17 protein-coding genes are annotated in these 18,944 nt (G+C 68.1%); 8 read left to right on the top strand and 9 right to left on the bottom strand.

All coding sequences use genetic code 11. The features are described from left to right. Positions 1-41: 41 nt before the first annotated feature. Positions 42-1,565, bottom strand: a complete 1,524-nt coding sequence (glpD, locus tag BSE24067_RS09805) for a glycerol-3-phosphate dehydrogenase (RefSeq protein WP_151067035.1) — start codon at positions 1,563-1,565, stop codon at positions 42-44. A 174-nt stretch (positions 1,566-1,739) separates the two neighbouring features. Between glpD and BSE24067_RS09800 the strand changes: the two genes are divergently transcribed. Further along, positions 1,740-2,108 carry a hypothetical protein gene (locus BSE24067_RS09800; protein ID WP_174904736.1) on the top strand — a complete coding sequence of 123 codons (369 nt, stop codon included), beginning with the start codon at positions 1,740-1,742 and terminating at the stop codon, positions 2,106-2,108. Positions 2,109-2,206: 98 nt separating this feature from the next. Here the strand turns inward: BSE24067_RS09800 and BSE24067_RS09795 are convergent, their stop codons facing one another. Together BSE24067_RS09795 and BSE24067_RS09790 are read right to left on the bottom strand one after the other, a co-directional pair. Next, a complete protein-coding gene (locus BSE24067_RS09795) occupies positions 2,207-2,404 on the bottom strand; it encodes a hypothetical protein (RefSeq protein ID WP_040144790.1) in 198 nt (65 codons plus the stop codon). A 302-nt stretch (positions 2,405-2,706) separates the two neighbouring features. Then, positions 2,707-3,486, bottom strand: a complete 780-nt coding sequence (locus tag BSE24067_RS09790; RefSeq protein ID WP_048025981.1) for a DeoR/GlpR family DNA-binding transcription regulator — start codon at positions 3,484-3,486, stop codon at positions 2,707-2,709. 223 nt (positions 3,487-3,709) lie between these two features. Between BSE24067_RS09790 and BSE24067_RS09785 the strand changes: the two genes are divergently transcribed. The 3 genes from BSE24067_RS09785 (at position 3,710) to BSE24067_RS09775 (ending at position 7,063) form a co-directional block, all read left to right on the top strand. Further along, complete coding sequence (locus tag BSE24067_RS09785) at positions 3,710-5,350, top strand: gamma-glutamyltransferase family protein (RefSeq protein ID WP_151067034.1); 1,641 nt, start codon at positions 3,710-3,712, stop codon at positions 5,348-5,350. A 308-nt stretch (positions 5,351-5,658) separates the two neighbouring features. Continuing rightward, on the top strand, positions 5,659-6,486 hold the full coding sequence (locus BSE24067_RS09780; RefSeq protein WP_151067033.1) for a ferritin-like domain-containing protein: 828 nt from the start codon (positions 5,659-5,661) through the stop codon (positions 6,484-6,486). Positions 6,487-6,553: 67 nt separating this feature from the next. Next, positions 6,554-7,063: a hypothetical protein gene (locus BSE24067_RS09775; RefSeq protein WP_151067032.1), complete on the top strand. Its 510-nt coding sequence runs from the start codon at positions 6,554-6,556 to the stop codon at positions 7,061-7,063. On the opposite strand, the gene BSE24067_RS09770 is transcribed toward BSE24067_RS09775, so the two are convergent. The 3 genes from BSE24067_RS09770 to BSE24067_RS09760 all read right to left on the bottom strand — a co-directional run bounded on the left by BSE24067_RS09770 (position 7,057) and on the right by BSE24067_RS09760 (position 10,711). Next, a complete protein-coding gene (locus tag BSE24067_RS09770; RefSeq protein WP_151067031.1) occupies positions 7,057-8,496 on the bottom strand; it encodes a DEAD/DEAH box helicase in 1,440 nt (479 codons plus the stop codon). The two genes, BSE24067_RS09775 and BSE24067_RS09770, sit on opposite strands and share 7 nt — an antisense overlap. 132 nt (positions 8,497-8,628) lie before the next feature. Then, a complete protein-coding gene (locus tag BSE24067_RS09765; RefSeq protein ID WP_151067030.1) occupies positions 8,629-9,927 on the bottom strand; it encodes a c-type cytochrome in 1,299 nt (432 codons plus the stop codon). 19 nt (positions 9,928-9,946) lie between these two features. Then, a complete protein-coding gene (locus tag BSE24067_RS09760) occupies positions 9,947-10,711 on the bottom strand; it encodes a c-type cytochrome (protein WP_151067029.1) in 765 nt (254 codons plus the stop codon). Between the two features lie 377 nt (positions 10,712-11,088). Between BSE24067_RS09760 and BSE24067_RS09755 the strand changes: the two genes are divergently transcribed. Next, on the top strand, positions 11,089-12,021 hold the full coding sequence (locus tag BSE24067_RS09755; protein ID WP_151067028.1) for a CopD family protein: 933 nt from the start codon (positions 11,089-11,091) through the stop codon (positions 12,019-12,021). 146 nt (positions 12,022-12,167) lie between these two features. Here BSE24067_RS09755 and dgoD read toward each other — a convergent pair whose 3' ends face one another. Continuing rightward, entirely contained in the window at positions 12,168-13,316 is a 1,149-nt protein-coding gene (gene dgoD, locus BSE24067_RS09750) for a galactonate dehydratase (protein ID WP_151067252.1), read from the bottom strand. Positions 13,317-13,469: 153 nt separating this feature from the next. Here dgoD and BSE24067_RS09745 point away from each other — a divergent pair, with 153 nt between their 5' ends. Beyond that, the gene (locus BSE24067_RS09745) at positions 13,470-14,153 is read left to right on the top strand and encodes a FadR/GntR family transcriptional regulator (protein ID WP_151067251.1); all 684 of its coding nucleotides are present in this window, start codon (positions 13,470-13,472) and stop codon (positions 14,151-14,153) included. 21 nt (positions 14,154-14,174) lie between these two features. Here the strand turns inward: BSE24067_RS09745 and BSE24067_RS09740 are convergent, their stop codons facing one another. Beyond that, entirely contained in the window at positions 14,175-14,420 is a 246-nt protein-coding gene (locus tag BSE24067_RS09740) for a DUF1272 domain-containing protein (RefSeq protein ID WP_151067250.1), read from the bottom strand. Positions 14,421-14,585: 165 nt separating this feature from the next. On the opposite strand from BSE24067_RS09740, the gene BSE24067_RS09735 reads away from it, so the two are divergent. Further along, complete coding sequence (locus BSE24067_RS09735; RefSeq protein ID WP_151067249.1) at positions 14,586-14,933, top strand: GFA family protein; 348 nt, start codon at positions 14,586-14,588, stop codon at positions 14,931-14,933. Positions 14,934-14,978: 45 nt separating this feature from the next. Here the strand turns inward: BSE24067_RS09735 and BSE24067_RS09730 are convergent, their stop codons facing one another. Then, entirely contained in the window at positions 14,979-18,086 is a 3,108-nt protein-coding gene (locus BSE24067_RS09730; protein WP_151067248.1) for a transglycosylase domain-containing protein, read from the bottom strand. A gap of 410 nt (positions 18,087-18,496) precedes the next feature. Here BSE24067_RS09730 and BSE24067_RS09725 point away from each other — a divergent pair, with 410 nt between their 5' ends. Further along, positions 18,497-18,889 carry an MAPEG family protein gene (locus BSE24067_RS09725; protein ID WP_151067247.1) on the top strand — a complete coding sequence of 131 codons (393 nt, stop codon included), beginning with the start codon at positions 18,497-18,499 and terminating at the stop codon, positions 18,887-18,889. Positions 18,890-18,944: the final 55 nt, after the last annotated feature.

Raw genomic sequence — 18,944 nt, 5'->3', positions numbered from 1 at the left:
TCAACGTCGGTCAGGCGACTGCTACTGCAACTGCAAACGAATCACGCGTGCGGCGCATGCGCGGCGGCGAACCACGCGTCGACCGCGGCCGTCACCGCGTCGAGCGTGCCCGGCGCAACGTGCAACCCGAGCTTCGAGCGGCGCCACAGTACGTCCCGCGCGCAGGTCGCCCATTCGACGTCGCGCAGATAGCGCAGTTCGGCGTCGAAGAGACCGGGCGCGACTTCGGTGCCGAGGTCGGCGAGCGACGTCGCGCCGTCGACCACGCGTTCCGCACGCGTGCCGTATGCGCGTGCATAGCGGCGGGCGAGCGCGGCGGGCAGCCACGGGTGACGTTTCGCGAACGCGTCGGCGAACACGTCGAACTTCGCGTTCGCGATGTCGCCGCCGGGCAGCGGCGCGCCGGCCGTCCACGTTTTCGCGTCGCGGCCGAGCGCGCGGCACAGCAGGTCGCCGGCTTCTTCCGCGAGCTTGCGGAACGTCGTGATCTTGCCGCCGAACACCGACAGCAGCGGCGCGCCGGCGCCGTCGTCCATCTCGAGGCGATAGTCGCGCGTGACCGCCGACGCGTTCGCCGCGTTTTCGTCCTCGAGCAGCGGGCGCACGCCCGAATAGGTCCAGTGCACGTCGGCCGGCGAGATCTTGCGCTTGAAGTAGCGGTTGATCGAGTCGCACAGATACTGCGTCTCGTCGCGATCGATCGCGACCTTCGCGGGATCGCTCGTGTATTCGACGTCGGTCGTGCCGATCAGCGTGAAGTCGTGCTCGTACGGGATCGCGAAAATGATCCGCTTGTCCGGGTTCTGGAAGATGTACGCGTGATCGTGCTCGAACAGGCGCCGCGTGATGATGTGGCTGCCCTTCACGAGCCGCACGCTGTGATGCGCGCCGCGGCCGAGCGCGCCGTGCAGCACGTCGCCGACCCACGGGCCGGCCGCGTTCGCGACCGCGCGCGCGTACACCACGCGAATCGAGCCGTCCGCATGCTGCAGCCGCGCTTCCCATTCGTCGCCGCGGCGCTCCGCCGACACGAGCTTCGTGCGCGTGAGGATCTCGGCGCCGCGTTCCTTCGCGTCGAGCGCGTTCAGCACCACGAGGCGCGCGTCGTCGACCCAGCCGTCCGAATACACGAAGCCGCGCTTGATCGAATCGATCAGCGGCTTGCCGGCCGCGTGGCGGCGCATGTCGATGCCGCGCGAGCCGGGCAGCAGTTCGCGTTTCGCGAGATGATCGTAGAGGAACAGGCCGATGCGGATCAGCCACGCCGGCCGCAGGTTCGGCATGTGCGGCATCACGAAGCGCAGCGGCCACATGATGTGCGGCGCCGCGCGCAGCAGCGTCTCCCGCTCCTGCAGCGCTTTGCGCACCAGCCCGAATTCGTTGTACTCGAGGTAGCGCAGGCCGCCGTGAATCAGCTTCGTGCTGGACGACGACGTGTGCGACGCGAGGTCGTCCTGCTCGCAGAGCAGCACCGACAGGCCGCGGCCGGCCGCATCGCGCGCGATGCCCGCGCCGTTGATGCCGCCGCCCACGACGAGCAGATCGTAGCGATTCGGTTGGGTCACGCTGCTTCCTTATCGTCTGATGGAAACGTCTGATGGAAATAGGCGAACAAGAAATGTTCGAATTCGAAATTTAACGAACGGAATCGAAAAAGTAAAGTTCGAAAAAGCGGGCCAGTAGCGCGCGGCGCGATCCCGGACGATACTGGCGGCATCGATCGTTTCGCGAGGTGAATCATGCGTATCGGGATGTGGGCCGGCGCGTGCGCCGTCGTGCTGGCAGCGTGCAGCGCCGGCACGCCGCCGCTGGCCGGCAACTGGCGTGCGCCGTCGTTCGTCGACCTGCAGACGGCGTGCGGCGGCGCCGCGCGCGACTGGGGCGCGGACGCGCAGCCGGTCTATTCGACGCTGTACGACGCGTACGTCGCGAAACGGTATCGCGGGCTGACGCAGGCGAACTATTGTGCGTTCGTAAACGAACTTTCGGCGCGCTATGCGGCGCCGGACGCAGCCGGGCGCGCGGACTGGGTCGCCTATTTCAACGGCGCACGCGCGCAGGCGGTCAGCTGGCGGGCCGCGGTCGATCCGACGCTGCGGGGCGGCTGACGCGGAAAAGCTGCGGGAGGCGGGACGAACGTGACGGGCGGAGAAAGCGGCGCGGCCGGGAATCCGGCCGGCGCGCTCGGGTCACGAACAGCGGGACTTCACGAATAGCGGTATTTGATGGATCGCAGTGCGGCGTCGCCGGTTTCGGTCACGCAGTATTTGCGCCCCGATCCAAGCCCTTCCAGACGGACGAGCTGCTGCTCGAGCAGCGCGTCGAGTTCATCTCTGTCCATGTCGCCCTGATCCGGGGCGTCCTTCACAAGCAGTAGCGTGGCGAATTCATGCGGACTCAGCATCGTTCTCTCCATGGCAATCGGTCTGCCCGCGCGGCCGGCGCGACCGCCGGTGCGCGATACCCAGCGGGGTATGGCTTGGGGGGAAAGCTGTATTCGCCGGCCTTCGGAATCGTCCACGCGTTGGCACGGGCGGGTCGAGCGAATGGGCCGGGGAACTGGAGTCTAGTCGAGCCCGCGGGCAACGACAAATCGTGCCCCGTTAATTTTCAGTTTGACAGGGATGCATCCCGCAAGCGGTTCGCCCGGCGCGTCAACTTCTTGATTTCACTTGAAGTTTCGGGTGCGGTGCAGCATCGCGGCGATCATTCCGCGACGTATACCTGAGTGCCCGCGGCGGCGACCGCGTCGGCCATTTCGGGCGGCAGCGGCTTATCGGTGAAGAGCGCGTGCACCTGGCTCAGGTGGCCCTGGCGCACCAGCGCCGGGCGGCCGACCTTCGAATGGTCGGCGACGAGATAGACCGTGCGCGCATGCTGCATGATGGCCTCGGCGACGCGCACCTCGCGCGTGTCGAAGTCGCGCAGCGTGCCGTCGGCCTCGATCGCCGACGTGCCGATGATCGCGTAGTCGACCTTGAACTGGCGAATGAAGTCGATCGCGAGTTCGCCGACGATGCCCTTGTCCCACGGCCGCACGATGCCGCCCGTGATCAGCACTTCGCAGTCGGGGTAGCCGCTCATCATCGACGCGACGTTCAGGTTGTTCGTGATCACGTGCAGCCCGTGATGGCGGTTGAGCGCGCGCGCGACTTCCTCGGTCGTCGTGCCGAGGTTGATGAACAGCGATGCCTGGTCGGGGATGTGCGACGCGGCGAGCGCCGCGATGCGCCGTTTCTCGTCGTGGAACATCCGCTGGCGCGCGGTGTACGACACGTTTTCCGAGCTGGTCGGAAGACTCGCGCCACCGTGGTAGCGGCGCAGCAGGTTCAGGTCGGCGAGCCAGTTCACGTCGCGGCGGATCGTCTGCGGCGTGACCGCGAAGTGCGCGGCGAGATCGTCGACGGTCACGAAGCCGTCGCGCTGCACCCATTCGAGCAATTCCTGCTGGCGCGCGTTCAGGGTGAGGCGGGGATCTCGGGTCATGGCTCGGCGGTCGGATCGTGAGACGAAGCGGGTATTGTAAGGGCGCGAAGGGCGTTCGACGGGCGCACCGTGCGCGGCCGCAGGTTATTCATGTGTAGCGAGCATGGATTCATGTGATAAATGAATTTGTGCGATCGCCCGGATCGCGCTGCAATGGCGGACTGTCCGCGCGCGCGGATCGTCCGTCCCGCGCGTTCATTGAGCTTTCGACGAGGTGGAACCGATGACTGGCTTCAACTGGCACAACCCGTATCCGACGACCCGCATTCCGGTGTTCGCGCGCAACGTCGTGTCGACGTCGCACCCGCTCGCCGCGCAGGCCGGGCTGCGCATGCTGTGGAAGGGCGGCAATGCCGTCGATGCGGCGCTGGCCGCCGCGGCCGCGATCACGGTGGTCGAGCCGGTGTCGTGCGGGCTCGGCGGCGACGCGTTCGCGCTCGTGTGGGACGGCGAGCGGCTGTCCGGGCTGAACGCGTCGGGCGTCGCGCCGGCCGCGTGGAATCCCGACTACTTCCGCAAGCGCCACGGCGAGGACGCACGCGGGATCGCGATCAAGCCGACGCGCGGCTGGGACACCGTCACGGTGCCGGGCGTGATCGCCGGGTGGGAAGCGCTGCATGCGAAGTTCGGCTCGCTGCCGTTCGCGGACCTGCTCGAACCGGCGATCGACATCGCCGAGCGCGGCTATTCGGTGCCGCCGATCGTCGCGCACAAGTGGGCGGCCGCGGTGCCCGAGCTGCAGGGGTTGCCGGGCTTCGCCGACACGTTCATGCCGCGCGGACGCGCGCCGCTCGTCGGCGAACGCATGTGCCTGCCGGGCCACGCGCGGACGCTGCGCACGCTCGCGAAGGACGGCCCGCGCGCGTTCTACGAGGGGGCGCTCGCCGCACAGCTCGCGGCGTTCGCACGCGACGGCGGCGGCGCGCTGACCGAAGCCGACCTGCGCACGTACCGGCCGGAATGGGTCGAGCCGATCGGCAAGCGTTTCGGCGGTCACACGATCCACGAGATCCCGCCGAACGGACAGGGTATTGCCGCGCTGATCGCGCTCGGCATCGCCGAGCATGCGGGCGTGACCGAGTGGCCGGTCGATTCGGCCGACTCGCAGCACCTGCAGATCGAGGCGATGAAGCTCGCGTTCGCGGACGTCTACCGCTACGTCGCCGATCCGCGCGCGATGGATGTGACGCCCGAACAGATGCTCGACGACGCGTATCTCGCCGAACGCGCGAAGCTGATCGACCGCACGCGCGCGACGCACTTCGCGGCTGGCCGGCCGCATTCGGGCGGCACGATCTATCTGTCGGCGGCGGACGAGCGCGGGATGATGGTGAGCTTCATTCAGTCCAACTACATGGGTTTCGGTTCGGGGCTCGTCGTGCCCGGCACGGGCATTGCATTGCAGAACCGCGGGCACGGCTTTTCGATGGATCCGTCGTCGCCGAACGTCGTCGCGGGCGGCAAGCGGCCGTTCCACACGATCATCCCGGCGTTCGTCACCGAGGAAGCGAACGGCCGCACCGAGGCCGTGATGAGCTTCGGCGTGATGGGCGGCGACATGCAGCCGCAAGGCCATCTGCAGACCATCGTGCGGATGCTCGGCTACCGGCAGCAGCCGCAGGCCGCGTGCTGCGCGCCGCGCTGGAAGGTCAATCGCGACTTCACGCTCGACGTCGAGGCGACGATGAATCGCGACACGGTCGACGCGCTCGCCGCGCGCGGCCATACGATCAAGTCGATCGACGATCCTTACATGGATTTCGGCTCCGGGCAGTTCGTGTGGCGGCTCGACCCCGACGATCCCGACCGCGGCTACGTGGCCGCGAGCGACAGCCGGCGGGACGGTCTGGCGGCCGGCTTCTGACGAAACGCTTCCGGTATGGCGCCCGACGGGCCGCGGCGGCCGCCCGTCCTGCTTGATGCCGCGCGCCTCGTCGAACGCGCGCGGCCGGTTCGAGTGACCCGCCTAACCATCCGCAATATGGCGAGTGGAACTGCGCGTGCCGGGCACGGTCAGTGCTTGAAGCACGAACATAAAACTCCGGCTAAGATGCCGGGATGGTTCGGCCGGACCGATTCACTAAAAATGCAAGCAAAACGTCGCCTGCGGGCGCCGGGTCAGTGCGAAACGCATGGGCCGGACGGCCGCGCGACGACTGGGAGCGCATCACCATGCATACTGAAACGACGCATGTCATGCCGTGGCGTATCGAAGACATCGACCTGAACCGGATCGATCGTCAGCGGGCCGCCGCGAACGAGGATCTGCTGCTGCTGCTGTGCGCATCGTCGTTCATCGAGAGCGGCTCGGATCTCTATACGAGCAACCTGAGCGAGTTCTTCAACGACGACCCTGAAGTCTCCGCGTGGCTCAACAATGCGTGGGAGCACGAAGAATTGCAGCACGGCCGCGCGCTGAAGGCGTATATCGCGCACGTGTGGCCCGAGTTCGACTGGGACACCGCGTTCGCGAATTTCTTCGCCGAGTATTCGAAGACCTGCTCGGTCGACGCATTCGAGAAGACCCGCGCGCTCGAGATGGTCGCGCGCTGCGTCGTCGAGACGGGCACGGCCACGCTGTACCGCGCGATCAACGAGTGCTCGGACGAGCCGGTGCTGAAGGAAATCACCGACAACATCCGCTCGGACGAAGTGCGCCACTACAAGCACTTCTTCAAGTTCTTCAAGAAGTACAACAAGCTCGAAGGCAACGGCCGGCTCGCGGTGCTCGGCGCGTTGATGCGCCGCGTGATGGAAATCAAGAACGAGGATTCCGAGATCGCGCTGCGCCACGTGTTCGCGGTCCGCTATCCGGACCGCGTCGGCGACGATCGGTACAACCGCGAGCGTGCCGCCCGCATCAGCTCGCTCGTGCGGCGCAACCTGTCGGCCGACATGTGCGTGAAGATGCTGCTCAAGCCGCTCGACTTGCCCGCGAAGATCCAGCCGAGCGTCCACTATCCGCTGACGAAGATCACGCGGCACGTGTTCATGCGCTGAGCGTCGTCGCGCGGCCCGTCGCGCGTATGCTGACGCGTCGCCATTCGCTTTTCACCGGGCCGCCATCATGACCGAATCCCATCGCCACGCGCTCGAACAATGGACGTTCGACGCGTGGCCGCCGGCCGTCGTCGCGCTGTTCGACGGCACCGCGCTCGAACGCCATGCCGGCTTCGCCGCATCGCTGATCGTCGCGACCGACGACGGCCAGCTGCGCACGACGCTGCTCAGCGTCGGCGAGATCCTCGCGCGCGACGCGCGCGCGCTGCTGCTTGCGCTGTGGCCGCAATCGCGCGCGGCGCGTGCGCTCGCGCAGCGGCGCACGGCCGCGCTGACGCTCGTCGCCGACGGCGCGTTCTTTCAGGCACAACTGACGATCGAGCCGCTCGAAGGGGACGTCGGCGGGCTGGCCGGATTCGCTGCGACGATCGCGCACGGCGATGCGCAGCGGGTCGGCTATGCGCGTCTCGCGACGGGAGTCACGTTCGCGCTGGAAGGGGAGGCGCGCGCCGAGGTGCTCGCGCGCTGGCAGCGCCAGATCGAGCACCTGCGGCGCGCGGCCGCGCGGCTTCAGTGACCGCGCTGGCCGCTGCGCGACGAACGGTTGCGGTTCGCGTGCGCGGTATTGCCGTTCGCGGGACGCGCGCCGTTGCCGCCGCCCGACGGGCGACCGCCGGCGTTGGCGCTACCGCTCGCGCCGCCGGCCGTGCGTGGCTTGGCCGGCTTCGCGGCCTTCGGCTGCGCGTTGCCGTCGCGCTTCGCGGCCGGCTGTGCTGAGCCGCCCGCACGCGGCGGGCGATTGCCGCCACCGTTGCCGCCGCGCGGCTGCTGGCCGCGCCGCTGCTGGATCGGCTCCGGCTTCGCGTTCGGATCGGGTTCGAAGCCTGCGATCACTTCCTGCGGAATCTCGCGCTTGATCAGCCGCTCGATGTCGCGCAGCAACTGCTTCTCGTCCACGCACACGAGCGACACGGCTTCGCCGGTCGCGCCCGCGCGGCCCGTGCGGCCGATCCGGTGCACGTAGTCTTCCGGCACGTTCGGCAGGTCGAAGTTGACGACGTGCGGCAGCTGGTCGATGTCGATCCCGCGTGCGGCGATGTCCGTCGCGACCAGCACCTGCAGCGTGCTGTTCTTGAACTCCGCGAGCGCGCGCGTGCGGGCCGACTGGCTCTTGTTGCCATGGATCGCCATCGCGCTGATGCCGTCCTTCGTCAGCTGTTCGGCGAGCCGGTTCGCGCCGTGCTTGGTGCGCGTGAACACGAGCACCTGGAACCAGTTGTGTTCGCGGATCAGGTGCGTGAGCAGCTCGCGCTTGCGATCGCGATCCACCGGGTGGATCTTCTGCGCGACGCTTTCCGCGGTAGTGTTGCGGCGAGCGACTTCGATCAGTGCCGGCGAATCGAGCAGGCTGTCGGCGAGCGCCTTGATCTCGTCGGAGAACGTGGCCGAGAACAGCAGGTTCTGCCGTTGCGGCGGCAGCTTCGCGAGCACGCGCTTGATGTCGTGGATGAAGCCCATGTCGAGCATCCGGTCGGCTTCGTCGAGCACGAGGATGTCGAGATCCGACAGGTCGATCGTCTTCTGCTGCATGTGGTCGAGCAGGCGCCCCGGCGTCGCGACGACGATATCGACGCCGCGCTTGAGCGCATCGATCTGCGGATTGATGCTGACGCCGCCGAACATCACGGTCGAGCGCAGCTTCAGGTACTTGCTGTACGCACGCACGCTTTCCTCGACCTGTGCGGCGAGCTCGCGCGTCGGCGTGAGGATCAGCGCGCGCACCGCGCGCTTCGCGCCGCGGTGCTCGGCGTAGAACGTGTGCAGGCGCTGCAGGATCGGCAGCGTGAAGCCGGCGGTCTTGCCGGTGCCGGTTTGTGCGCCCGCGAGCAGGTCGCCGCCGCCGAGGACGGCGGGGATCGCCTGCTGCTGAATGGGAGTCGGCGACGTGTAGCCGAGCTCGTTGACCGCCTTGACGAGCGGTTCGGCCAGGCCGAGAGATTCGAAAGACATAGATACCACTCTTCAGTTTTATGATCGGCGACGCCTCGCGCGGCCCGCGCGGGGAACTGGCGTCGCAAAAAAAGCAAAGGGGCGCGGCTGCGGTTTCCCGCAGCCGCGCCCCCGTCTTGTGTCGCGCGTTATTTAGTCAAGCGGCGCGGAACGCAGGTCGCTCACCTGTTGCGGCGAGATCGGCGTACCGTTGTTGCCCCACGACATCCGGATATACGTGACGACCGCCGCGACTTCCTGGTTCGACAGCGACTGTGCGAACGGCGGCATCCCGTACGGACGCGGATTCTTGAACGTGCTCGGCGGATAGCCGCCATTCAGCACCATGCGGATCGGGTTGACCGCCGATTCCATCACGATCGAATGGTTGCCCGCGAGCGGCGGATAGGCCGGCGGCTTGCCCGCGCCGTTTTCGGCGTGGCAGGTCGCGCAGTTGTCCGCGTAGATCTTCTTGCCCTGGTCGAACAGCGCGTTGCCGAATTGCTTCGACGGCTCGTACTGCATGTTCTTCGGCGCTTCAGCCTTCTGCGGGATCGACTTCAGGTACGTCGACATCGCGCGCGTATCTTCGTCGCTCATGTACTGCAGGCTGTTGTGCACGACGTCGGCCATCGGGCCGAATACCGCGCCCTTGTTCGACACGCCGGCCTGCAGCAGGTCGGACAGCTCCTGCACGTGCCAGTCGCCGAGGCCGAGTTCCTTGTCGTTCGTCAGCGACGGCGCATACCAGTTCTGCAACGGGATCAGGCCGCCCGCGAAGGCCGCCGAATTCACCGGGCCGCCCATCATGTTGATCGACGTGTGGCACATCGAGCAGTGGCCGAGACCTTCGACGAGGTAAGCCCCGCGGTTCCATTCGACCGACTTCGTCGGATCCGGCTTGTACTCGCCTTCCTTGAAGAACAGCGTACGCCAGCCGATCAGCAGGTTCCGGTTGTTGAACGGGAACTTCAGCTCGTGCGGACGGCTCGGCACCGACACCGGCGGCACCGAACGCAGGTATGCGTAGATCGCGTCCGAGTCGGCGCGCGTGACCTTCGTGTAGCTCGCGAACGGGAAGCCAGGGTACAGCAGGCTGCCATCCTTCGAACGGCCGGTGTGCATCGCACGGTAGAAGTCGTCCGACGTCCACTTGCCGATGCCGTCCTTGTCGTCCGGCGTGATGTTCGGCGTGTACATCGTGCCGAACGGCGTCGCCATCGGCAGGCCGCCCGCGAACGACTTGCCGCCGCGCACGGTGTGGCACGCGATACAGTCGCCGACGCGCGCGAGGTATTCGCCCTTCTTGATCAGCGCGGCCTGGTCGGCCGGCGTGGCCGCGACGGCGGATGCGCCGTGCAGCGTGTCGTTGCCGGGCCACAGGACCGGCACGAGGGCAGCGGCCGCGACGATCGCGACAGCCGAGAGTGCAAACAGGGACTTGCGTTTCATTGTGTCTGTCTCCCTTGCCTTATTGCGGTTCGCTGCCGCAGGCGAGCGGAGTCTTCATCGAACGCGCCGGTGCCGGCACGGGGTTGGCGGGCGCCGGTTGCGCGGCGAGCCATGCGGTCACGGCCGTCACGTCTTCGTCGGAAAGCTTCGCGGCGATGTCGTGCATGCAATCGGGCGCCTTCGCGCGGCGGTTGCCCGAGCGCCATGCGCCGAGCTGTGCGCTCAGGTAATCGGCGTGCAGGCCGACGAGGCCCGGGATCGCCGGCTGCATGCCGGTCAGCCCTGCGCCGTGGCAGGCCACGCAGGCCGGCAGCTTGCGCGACGGATCGCCTTGCGTGACGAGTTGCTTGCCGCGCGCGAGCGTCGCGGCCGGCAGCGTCGGCTTCGCCGGCGTCGGATACGGCGGACGCTCGGCCGAGAAGTGCTCGGCGATTTCCTTCAGGTAGTCGTCGTTCAGGTACGTCAGCAGATAGTTCATCGGCGGGTACTTGCGCCGGCCGTCACGGAAGTTGACGAGCTGGTTGTACAGGTACTCGGCCGGCTTGCCGGCAAGCCGCGGGAAATAGTCGTTGTCGGTGCCCTGGCCGTGAACGCCGTGGCATGCAGTACAGCCGCGCACACGCTCGGCCATCGTATCGGGTGCCTTGAGCGGCGCCTGCTGGGCGTGCGCTTGCTCCGTGGGCTTGGTCTGCGCTTGGGCAGCGCTCGTAAGGCCCGCTCCGCCGATCAACAGAACGGCGAGCAGCGGACGGAAGAGGCGTCTTGAAGACACACGAGACTCCATGTTTATTCGTCGGGGACCTGTCCGGGCTACGATCGGCTCGGCGCATGGACGGCAGGACAGCCGGGCTGCTGCGACGCGGCATTCTATCATCGATGGGTAATGACGGCTATTTGGGCAAAGGACATCGGTTCCTGTCTGTTTGCGACTTGCGACAATTTGACGCGCTTCGTGTCGCGGCCGCGTGAACCGGCGTGCGCTTTGACCATCGAAGACCGTACACTCGCGGGTCGCGCGGCGCCGCCTCCGCCGCAGACCCTGTCATTTCTCCCGTTTCCGGATTCATCGATGACGTTTTCTACCGTGCCGTTGAAGTCTTTCCGCCGTTCTTCCACTTGCCGCCGCGCCGTCGGCCGGCCGTTCGCGGGAGGGCGCGCGCAATGAGGATCGACAGCTTGTGGGTCGGACAGGTCGCGCTCGCGGCGCTGATGGATGCGACGTTCGCGATGGCGGTCGGCTCGGCGCTGCTCAACGCGTGGCTCGGCAAGGACGGCGCGCGGCCGGTCGTCGCGCCGGCGCATCCGGCATGGGTGCGCGCGCAACATTCGCTCGTCGCTGCCGCGCTCGCGCTCGTGCTCGCCGATCTCGGCTGGCTGCTGTACGAAGCCGCGTCGATGAGCGGCACGGGGCTCGGCGGCGCGTTCGCCGCGATTCCGACGGTGCTGATGCAGACCCACGCGGGCTTCGCGTGGAGCGTCGCGTTCGTGGGCGCGGTGGTGCTCGCGATCGTCGCGCTCGCGAAGCCCGAAGGCCCGCTCGCGTACGCGGTACTGTGGCTCGCGGTGATCGTGATCGCGGCCGGCAAGTCATCGCTCGGGCATGCCGCCGACACGGGCCCGCTGTCCGCGGCGGTCGGCGTGCAGACGCTGCACCTGCTCGCCACCGCGGTATGGGGCGGCCTCGTGCTCGCGGGCGGCCTCGCGGTGCTGCCGGTGCTGGGCTCGTCGGTCGCGCGCGGCGCGCTGATCCGGATTGGCCAGCAACTGTCGCGCACGTCCGTGATCGCCGTCGTGTTCGTGCTCGGCACCGGCGTGCTGAACGCGCTGCGCGGGCTCGGCGGCTCGCTCGCGCCGCTCGACGGCAGCACGTGGGGGCGCGTGCTGTTGCTCAAGCTGCTGCTGGTCGCGCTCGCGCTCGTGCTCGGCGCGCTGAACCGCTTCTCCGCGCTGCCGCGCCTGCGCCGTACCGCGTCGACCGAGGACGCGCATACGTTCCGCAACATCCTGCATCTCGAGGCGCTGACGATGATCGGCGTGTTCGTCGCGGCCGCCGTGCTGTCGTTCAGCGTGCCGGGGTTCGCGGCGCTCGGCTGACGGCCGGGGCGCGGCGCACGGCCGCGCTCCGGCGCGCCGCGTGCATGGCCCGGCTGCAAGAGCGGCCGCGTTGCCGGGGCGGCCGTGTCGAACGCGGGGCGCGGCGCGCGTGCCGCGCCACGCATCTTTCCTGTCTCACGCGTTCATCACCATTCGGCGACGCTGCCGTCCGCATGGCGCCACACCGGATTGCGCCAGCGATGGCCGGTCTTCGCCATCTCGCGCACCTTCTCCTCGTTCACGTCGATGCCGAGGCCCGGGGCCTGCGGAATCGCGACGAAGCCGTCCTCGTAGCGGAACACCTCGGGATTGCGCAGGTAGTCGAGCAGGTCGTTGCCCTGGTTGTAGTGGATGCCGAGGCTCTGTTCCTGGATGAACGCGTTGTAGCTGACCGCATCGAGCTGCAGGCACGCGGCCAGCGCGATCGGCCCGAGCGGGCAGTGCAGCGCGAGCGCGACGTCGTAGCTTTCCGCGAGCGTCGCGATCTTGCGGCACTCGGTGATGCCGCCCGCGTGCGACGCATCGGGCTGGATGATGTCGACGTAGCCGCCCGCGAGAATGTGCTTGAAGTCCCAGCGCGAGTAGAGCCGCTCGCCGAGCGCGATCGGCGTGTTGGTCTGGTTGACGATGTCGCGCAGCGCCTCGGCGTTCTCCGACAGCACCGGCTCCTCGATGAACATCAGCTTGTATGGATCGAGCTCTTTCGCGAGCACCTTCGCCATCGGCTTGTGCACGCGGCCGTGGAAGTCGACGCCGATCCCGACGTGCGGGCCGACCGCGTCGCGCACCGCGGCGACGTTCGCGATCACCTGCTCGACCTTGTCGTAGGTGTCGACGATCTGCAGTTCCTCGGAGCCGTTCATCTTCACGGCCTTGAAGCCGCGCTCGACCACCGCGCGCGCGTTGTTCGCGACGTCGCTCGGCCGGTCGCCGCCGATCCACGAATACACCTTGATGCGCTCGCGCACCTGGCCGCCGAGCAGCGCGTGCACGGGCACGCCGTGATGCTTGCCCTTGATGTCCCACAACGCCTGGTCGACGCCCGCGATCGCGCTCATCGTGATCGGGCCGCCGCGGTAGAAGCCGGCCCGGTACATCACCTGCCAGTGATCCTCGATCAGCAGCGGGTCGCGGCCGACCAGGTAGTCCGCGAGTTCCTGCACCGCGGCCTCGACCGTGTGCGCGCGGCCTTCGACGATCGGCTCGCCCCAGCCGACGATTCCCTCGTCGGTTTCGATCTTGAGGAACAGCCAGCGCGGCGGGACGACGAAGGTTTCGAGGCGGGTGATTTTCATGTCGCGAGTCTCCAGATAGACCGGCGCTCACGTGCGGACGCGGCACCGGTCGAGTACGTGACGGATATCCTAGCGCAGCGCGCTGAAAAATAGTATTAATAGCATTATTGTGCAGATAGTGAACAGCCGCGGGATGCCGCCCAACGGAGAACGATCATTCAACGCGACCTGCATGGACAGACGGCCTTCCGGCTGGCGACGGCGATCCTGCGCGGCGACTATCCGCCCGAGACGCTGCTGCCGCGCGAGCCGGACCTGATGGAGATGTTCGGCGTGAGCCGCACGGTGCTGCGCGAGGCGCTGCGTACGCTGACGTCGAAAGGGCTGGTCGAATCGCGGCCGAAGGTCGGCACGCGCGTGCGGCCGCGCCGCGCGTGGAACCTGCTCGATGCCGACCTGCTCGACTGGTACGCGCGCGTCGCGCCGCCGCTCGCGTTCGCGCTGAAGCTGCAGGAGATGCGCGAAATGATCGAGCCGCATGCGGCCGCGCTCGCGGCGCGCGCGCACGGGCCCGGCGCGTTCGACGCGATCGAGGACGCGGTGCGCGCGATGGCCGCCGCGCGCACCGTCGACGAATGGGTGCGCGCGGACCTGCGCTTTCACCTGAGCGTGCTGGAAGCCGGCGGCAACGAGCTGCTGGTGCCGCTCGGCGCGCTGATCGACCGCACGCTCGAGGCGCAGCTGCATCTGAATGCGCGGCGCGCGCACGTGTTCAACGCGTCGCTTGCCGAGCATACGGCCGTCAGCGATGCGATCCGCGTGCGCGACGAGGACGGCGCGCGCCGTGCGATGGCGTCGCTGCTCGCGGTCACGCGGGCGCGGATCGAGAAGTCGTGACCGGCGGGCGGCGCGCGGCCGTCAGCGGCTCGGGCAGCCGCCCGGCTTCAGCACGCGCTGCGTCGACGCCGGGTACTTCGCAAGCAGGCTCGCGGGACGGCGCGGGCGCACGACCAGATCGCCGCCGCAGTTCGGGCAGCGGCCCTTGAGCACGTCCTCGGCGCAACTCGCGCAGAAAGTACATTCAAATGTACAAATGCGTGCGTCCGCCGAATCGGGCGGCAGATCCTTGTCGCAGCATTCGCAGCCGGGGCGCAGTTCGAGCATCGCGGTTTTTCCTTGCAGTGGAACGGTGGTGAGCGGATCGGAACGAATGCCGCCGCACATTGCACGCGGCACGCGTGCGCGCTACTGTACGCGCTAGAGACGGCCCGGCCAACGGCGTCCCGCGCGGACGCCGCCGCGCGCACGGGGCGCCCCCGGGAGACGACCATGCTCTATCGCGGAAGCTGTCACTGCGGTGACGTGAAATTCGAGGCGGAAGGCGACCTGCAGGGCGTGATGGCCTGCAACTGCTCGATCTGCCGGCGCAAGGGCGCGCTGATGTGGTTCGTGCCGCGCAATCACATGACGCTCGTCACGTCCGACGACAACCTCGCCACCTACCTGTTCAACAAGCACGTGATCCGGCATCGCTTCTGCAAGCGCTGCGGGATTCACACGTTCGGCGAAGGCAGGCATCCGGACGGCACGGAGATGGCCGCGATCAACGTGCGCTGCCTCGAGGATGTCGACATCGATGCGCTGCCCGTCACGCAGTTCGACGGCCGCTCGCTTTGAGCCGGGCGAACTCGCCGCGCGCGCGCCGAGCGCTCGCGCTTGTCGTCACGACGGCTCGACCGGCGCCGCTTGGGGCGCCGGCGTTTCCGCCTGCGGCGCGGGGCCCGCGGTGCGCGTGCCGGCCGTGGCCGGACGCTCGATCAGCGGCGCGAGCGCCGGCGCCATCGACTTCAGCAGCTGCACGGCCATCGCGCTCGTGAAGTCGTAGCGCGCCGCGTACGGCTCGTGCGCGGTCGCCGTCAGCACGCCGAAGAAGCGGTCGCCGAGCACGAACACGAACGTGCCGCTGCGATTGACCTTGCGCGACTCGATCAGCCGCGCGCCGCGCGCGTAGACGTTGAAGCGCTGGTCGCCCGTGCCGGTCTTGCCGTACACGTCGAGCGTCTTGCCGTCGGGCAGCGTGAAGCCGCCCGCGAGGCGCCGCGCGGTGCCGTTCAGCACGACGCCGCGCAGCAGCGTGCGCGCGACGTTGACGATCTCCGGCGACAGCGTCTGCTGCGGCTGCGCGGCCGCGCGCACGAAGCGTGTTTCGTACGGCGTGCCCTTCGCGAAGTCGAGGCGCGTGATCGTCTCGGTCGGCGCCTTCCGGCCGCCGTTCGCAATCAGGCCGATCAGCTTCGCGAGCGCGTCGGGCTGGTCGCCCGATGCGCCGATCGCGGCCGCGTACGACGGCGTGACTTCCGCGAACGGGTAGCCGAGCGCGCGCCACGCCTTCGTGATTTCGCCGTACGCGCGCAGCTCGACCATCCGGCGGATGCGGCGGTCCTGCGTCGCGTGATAGCGCGTCTTGTACAGCCACGAATACGTGTAGAAGCGCGCGTCGCGGCTGTCGCGCTGAACGTCGGCGAGCGGCGCGTCCGGATGCGCGCGCAGGTAGTTGAGCGTCCACAGCGCGAGCGGATGGACGCTCGCGATATAGCCTCGATCGTTCAGGTTGAAGCGGTCGATCGCGTACTTCGCGTACAGCGCGGCGAGATCGTCGTCCGACAGCGTCGCGGCCGGCGTGCCCTTCAGCTGCGCGCGCATCTGCGCGCTAAACCACGCGAGCGACTCGTTCGGCGCGACGCTGCGCAGCACCGTCGCGATCTTCGGCGGTGACTTGCGCACGTCCTTCAGCATCAGCGCGAGCGCGTCGTCGGGCGCCTTGCCCGCATAGCGCGCGTAGTAGCGCCTCACGTAGACCTGGCTTTCGCCGTCGACGAACTGCGCGAGGTAATGCTTGCGCTGCTCCGGGTCGCCGAGCCACGACGACGACGGGCCGGCCGCCTTCAGCATCTCGTAATGGACGATGTCGCGCATCAGCCGCACGAACACGAGGTTCACCGAATGCTCGAACGCCGTGTGCAGCGTCAGGATGCGGCCGTTGTCCGACTTCTCGAAGTTCGAGAACACCTGTGCGCCGCCGCCCGTGTAGAACACGTCCGGGCTCGCCGAGTACTTGCGTTCGACCGACGCGTCGAGCATCGCCTGCAGCGAGCGGTCGCGCGTGTGCGACAGGTAGTCGAGCGCCCAGCGCGACAGCCCGTCGAGCGGATCGGGCTTCACCTGCGCGAGCTGCGCGTTCGACAGGCCGCCGTAGCGCGCGTGCAGCTCGGTGACGATCTGCAGATACGTGATCAGCGTGCGCAGCTTCGCGGTCGAGCCGAGGTTGATGCGGCCGCCGCGGTTCACGTCGAACGGCTGGTTCACGCTGTCGGTCTGCACGCGCAGCAGGTTCGCGCCGTTGCGATGCTCGTACAGCGTGAAGCTGTACGTGAGGTGCGACGGGTCGTCCTTCGGCGCGAGCATCTCGAAGCCGTACAGGCCGGCCGCCTGCGCGCCGTCGCGGGTCGACGCGAGCGCGAGCCGCTCGGCGACCGCCTGTTGCACGCCGTTGTCGAGCGTGCTGGTCGCTTCCAGGTCGAGCTGGTCGAGCTGGTACAGGTCGTTGATCCCGAGCGCCGCGAGCAGCGACGCGCGCGCCGACGACACCGCCTTGCGCGACACGAACGATTGCACGCGCGGAGCCGGCGGCGGCGCGCTGCGTTCGATCTGCGCGGCGAGCGCGGCATCGCGCAGCGCGGGCGAGATCACGCCGCCGTTCGACAGCAGCCGCAGGTAGCTGTCGGTCAGCTTCTGCAGCGCCGGATAGCCGCGATTCAGGAAGTACGACGGCGCGCGCTGCGCGATGATCAGCGACAGCACCTCGCGGAACGCCTTGCCTTGCTCGTCGATGTTGTCGCCGGTCGTCGGCGCGGACAGGAGGCGATTCACTTCGTTGAAGTCGCGGCCGTACCATGCGGCGAGGCCGTCGCCGAGGCCGGTGATTTCGCCTACGTGCGGCCGCGCGGCGAGCGGCACCGAGTTCAGGTAGCGCACCAGGATCCCGCGCCGCGCGAGCATCGTCTGCGGGCCGTTCAGATACGCGAGGACCGACGCGGACGCGATCTGCCGCAGCTTCTCCGGCGGCGTCGCGGTGCGGCCGTCGGGCGAGTGACGGAATTTCTCGATCTGCGTCGCGAGCGTGCTGCCGCCGGGGCGTGCCTGGTGATGGTTGACGACGTGCAGCGCCTGATCGGCGAGCGCGCGGCTGAAGCGGCCCCAGTCGATCGCCGGGTTGCGGTTCGGCTGGTTCGGGTCGAGCAGGTAGCGGTCCTCGATGAACAGCAGCGAATCGGCGACCACGCGCGGCACCGTGTCGAAATCCGCGTACACCCGCTGCGGGAACACGGTCGCGAACAGCGGCGAGCCGGTCGAGTCGAACAGCATCAGCCCGGTCTGGTCTTTCTCTTCGTAAGGCAGGAACAGGCCGTGATCGGCGAGCGACAGCATCCGGTCGGAATCGCGCGCCTGCTTGCCGACGACGAAGCCGCGCGCGAGCAGTCGCTGCTGGAATGCCGGAATCATCGAATAGCCGAGGCGCTGATCGTACGGCCCGTTCGCGGGGAAGCGGATGTGGTTGCTCGCGCCCGTTTCGACGGTGTAGCCGACGTCGCGGGTGAGCTCGGACAGATAGTGCGCCTGCAGGCGCGACGTCTCGATCTCGGTCATCACGAGCCGCGCGAGGATCGCGATCGCGATCACCAGCGCGGCCAGCAACGACCACTTGATCCACGTCCAGACCGATGCAGTCCCGGTCACGCGCGGCAGGATGCGATTCAGCGGCCGATTCATGGCGGCGTCTCCCTGAAGGCGCGGGCTCCGGCCGCACCTCATTAAGGATTAGTGTAGTCCTCCGCAGCGGGCTGCCAAGGGCGGTTCACTACTGAGATGCGCGGACGCAACGTGCGTGCCCGCGAGCGCGGCAGTCGGCGCTGCACTCCGGCTGTGCATGCGTGCGCGGCCCGACGGTTGCGCGTTTCGCGCCGGTACGTCTGCATGCGCCGGCCGGCGGCAGGCTGCCATCGCGCGGAGATGCCGGCTTCGCGTGTCGCCGCGTGACGAAAAATGGGGGCGGATAGGGTGCGGAAATCCACGGCCGCCGCGTGACGCCGCTACGGGTTTCCGAGATGGTCCGGCGCCCGGCGCTCACAGGTACGATCACCGGTTGTGCGGCGATTGCCGTTTCGGCCCCGGGGGGCTCCATGTCGATTCATCCTGTCGCACTGGTCTGCACGGCGATCCTGGGCGCGCTGCTGTTCGGGCTCGGGCTGTTCGTATCGGTCACGCGCTTTCGGCACACCACGGGTTGCGGATGCGCGTCCGATCCCGACAACGGGCTGTACAAGGTCGTGCGCGCGCATGGCAACACGGCCGAATACGCGCCGTTTCTCGCCGTGCTGTTTCTCTATTTCGGCGCACACGATCCGTCGCGTACGGTCTTGTCGTTGATCGTCGCGGCCACCGCTTGCCGGTGTCTGCTCGTGATCGGATTGCTCGCGTGGCCGACGATGGCGAAGCCGAATCCCGCGCGCTTCGTCGGCGCGTTCGGAACGTATCTGTGCGGCGCCGCATTGTGTGTCGCGATGTTGCTCTGATCACGCGCGGCAGGATGCGATTCAGCGGCCGACTCATGACGGCGTCTCGCTGAAC

Origin of the sequence: Burkholderia latens (assembly GCF_902499045.1) — a bacterium.
Classification (GTDB): domain Bacteria; phylum Pseudomonadota; class Gammaproteobacteria; order Burkholderiales; family Burkholderiaceae; genus Burkholderia; species Burkholderia latens.
This window is presented reverse-complemented; position numbering and strand designations above follow the sequence as displayed.

Excerpts from the sequence above, each read along its gene's own strand:
- BSE24067_RS09800 (WP_174904736.1), top strand. The coding sequence starts at position 1,740 with ATGCGTATCGGGATGTGGGCCGGCGCGTGCGCCGTCGTGCTGGCAGCG.
- BSE24067_RS09795 (WP_040144790.1), bottom strand. The coding sequence starts at position 2,404 with ATGCTGAGTCCGCATGAATTCGCCACGCTACTGCTTGTGAAGGACGCC.
- BSE24067_RS09790 (WP_048025981.1), bottom strand. The coding sequence starts at position 3,486 with ATGACCCGAGATCCCCGCCTCACCCTGAACGCGCGCCAGCAGGAATTG.
- BSE24067_RS09785 (WP_151067034.1), top strand. The coding sequence starts at position 3,710 with ATGACTGGCTTCAACTGGCACAACCCGTATCCGACGACCCGCATTCCG.
- BSE24067_RS09780 (WP_151067033.1), top strand. The coding sequence starts at position 5,659 with ATGCATACTGAAACGACGCATGTCATGCCGTGGCGTATCGAAGACATC.
- BSE24067_RS09775 (WP_151067032.1), top strand. The coding sequence starts at position 6,554 with ATGACCGAATCCCATCGCCACGCGCTCGAACAATGGACGTTCGACGCG.
- BSE24067_RS09770 (WP_151067031.1), bottom strand. The coding sequence starts at position 8,496 with ATGTCTTTCGAATCTCTCGGCCTGGCCGAACCGCTCGTCAAGGCGGTC.
- BSE24067_RS09765 (WP_151067030.1), bottom strand. The coding sequence starts at position 9,927 with ATGAAACGCAAGTCCCTGTTTGCACTCTCGGCTGTCGCGATCGTCGCG.
- BSE24067_RS09760 (WP_151067029.1), bottom strand. The coding sequence starts at position 10,711 with ATGGAGTCTCGTGTGTCTTCAAGACGCCTCTTCCGTCCGCTGCTCGCC.
- BSE24067_RS09755 (WP_151067028.1), top strand. The coding sequence starts at position 11,089 with ATGAGGATCGACAGCTTGTGGGTCGGACAGGTCGCGCTCGCGGCGCTG.
- dgoD (WP_151067252.1), bottom strand. The coding sequence starts at position 13,316 with ATGAAAATCACCCGCCTCGAAACCTTCGTCGTCCCGCCGCGCTGGCTG.
- BSE24067_RS09740 (WP_151067250.1), bottom strand. The coding sequence starts at position 14,420 with ATGCTCGAACTGCGCCCCGGCTGCGAATGCTGCGACAAGGATCTGCCG.
- BSE24067_RS09735 (WP_151067249.1), top strand. The coding sequence starts at position 14,586 with ATGCTCTATCGCGGAAGCTGTCACTGCGGTGACGTGAAATTCGAGGCG.
- BSE24067_RS09730 (WP_151067248.1), bottom strand. The coding sequence starts at position 18,086 with ATGAATCGGCCGCTGAATCGCATCCTGCCGCGCGTGACCGGGACTGCA.
- BSE24067_RS09725 (WP_151067247.1), top strand. The coding sequence starts at position 18,497 with ATGTCGATTCATCCTGTCGCACTGGTCTGCACGGCGATCCTGGGCGCG.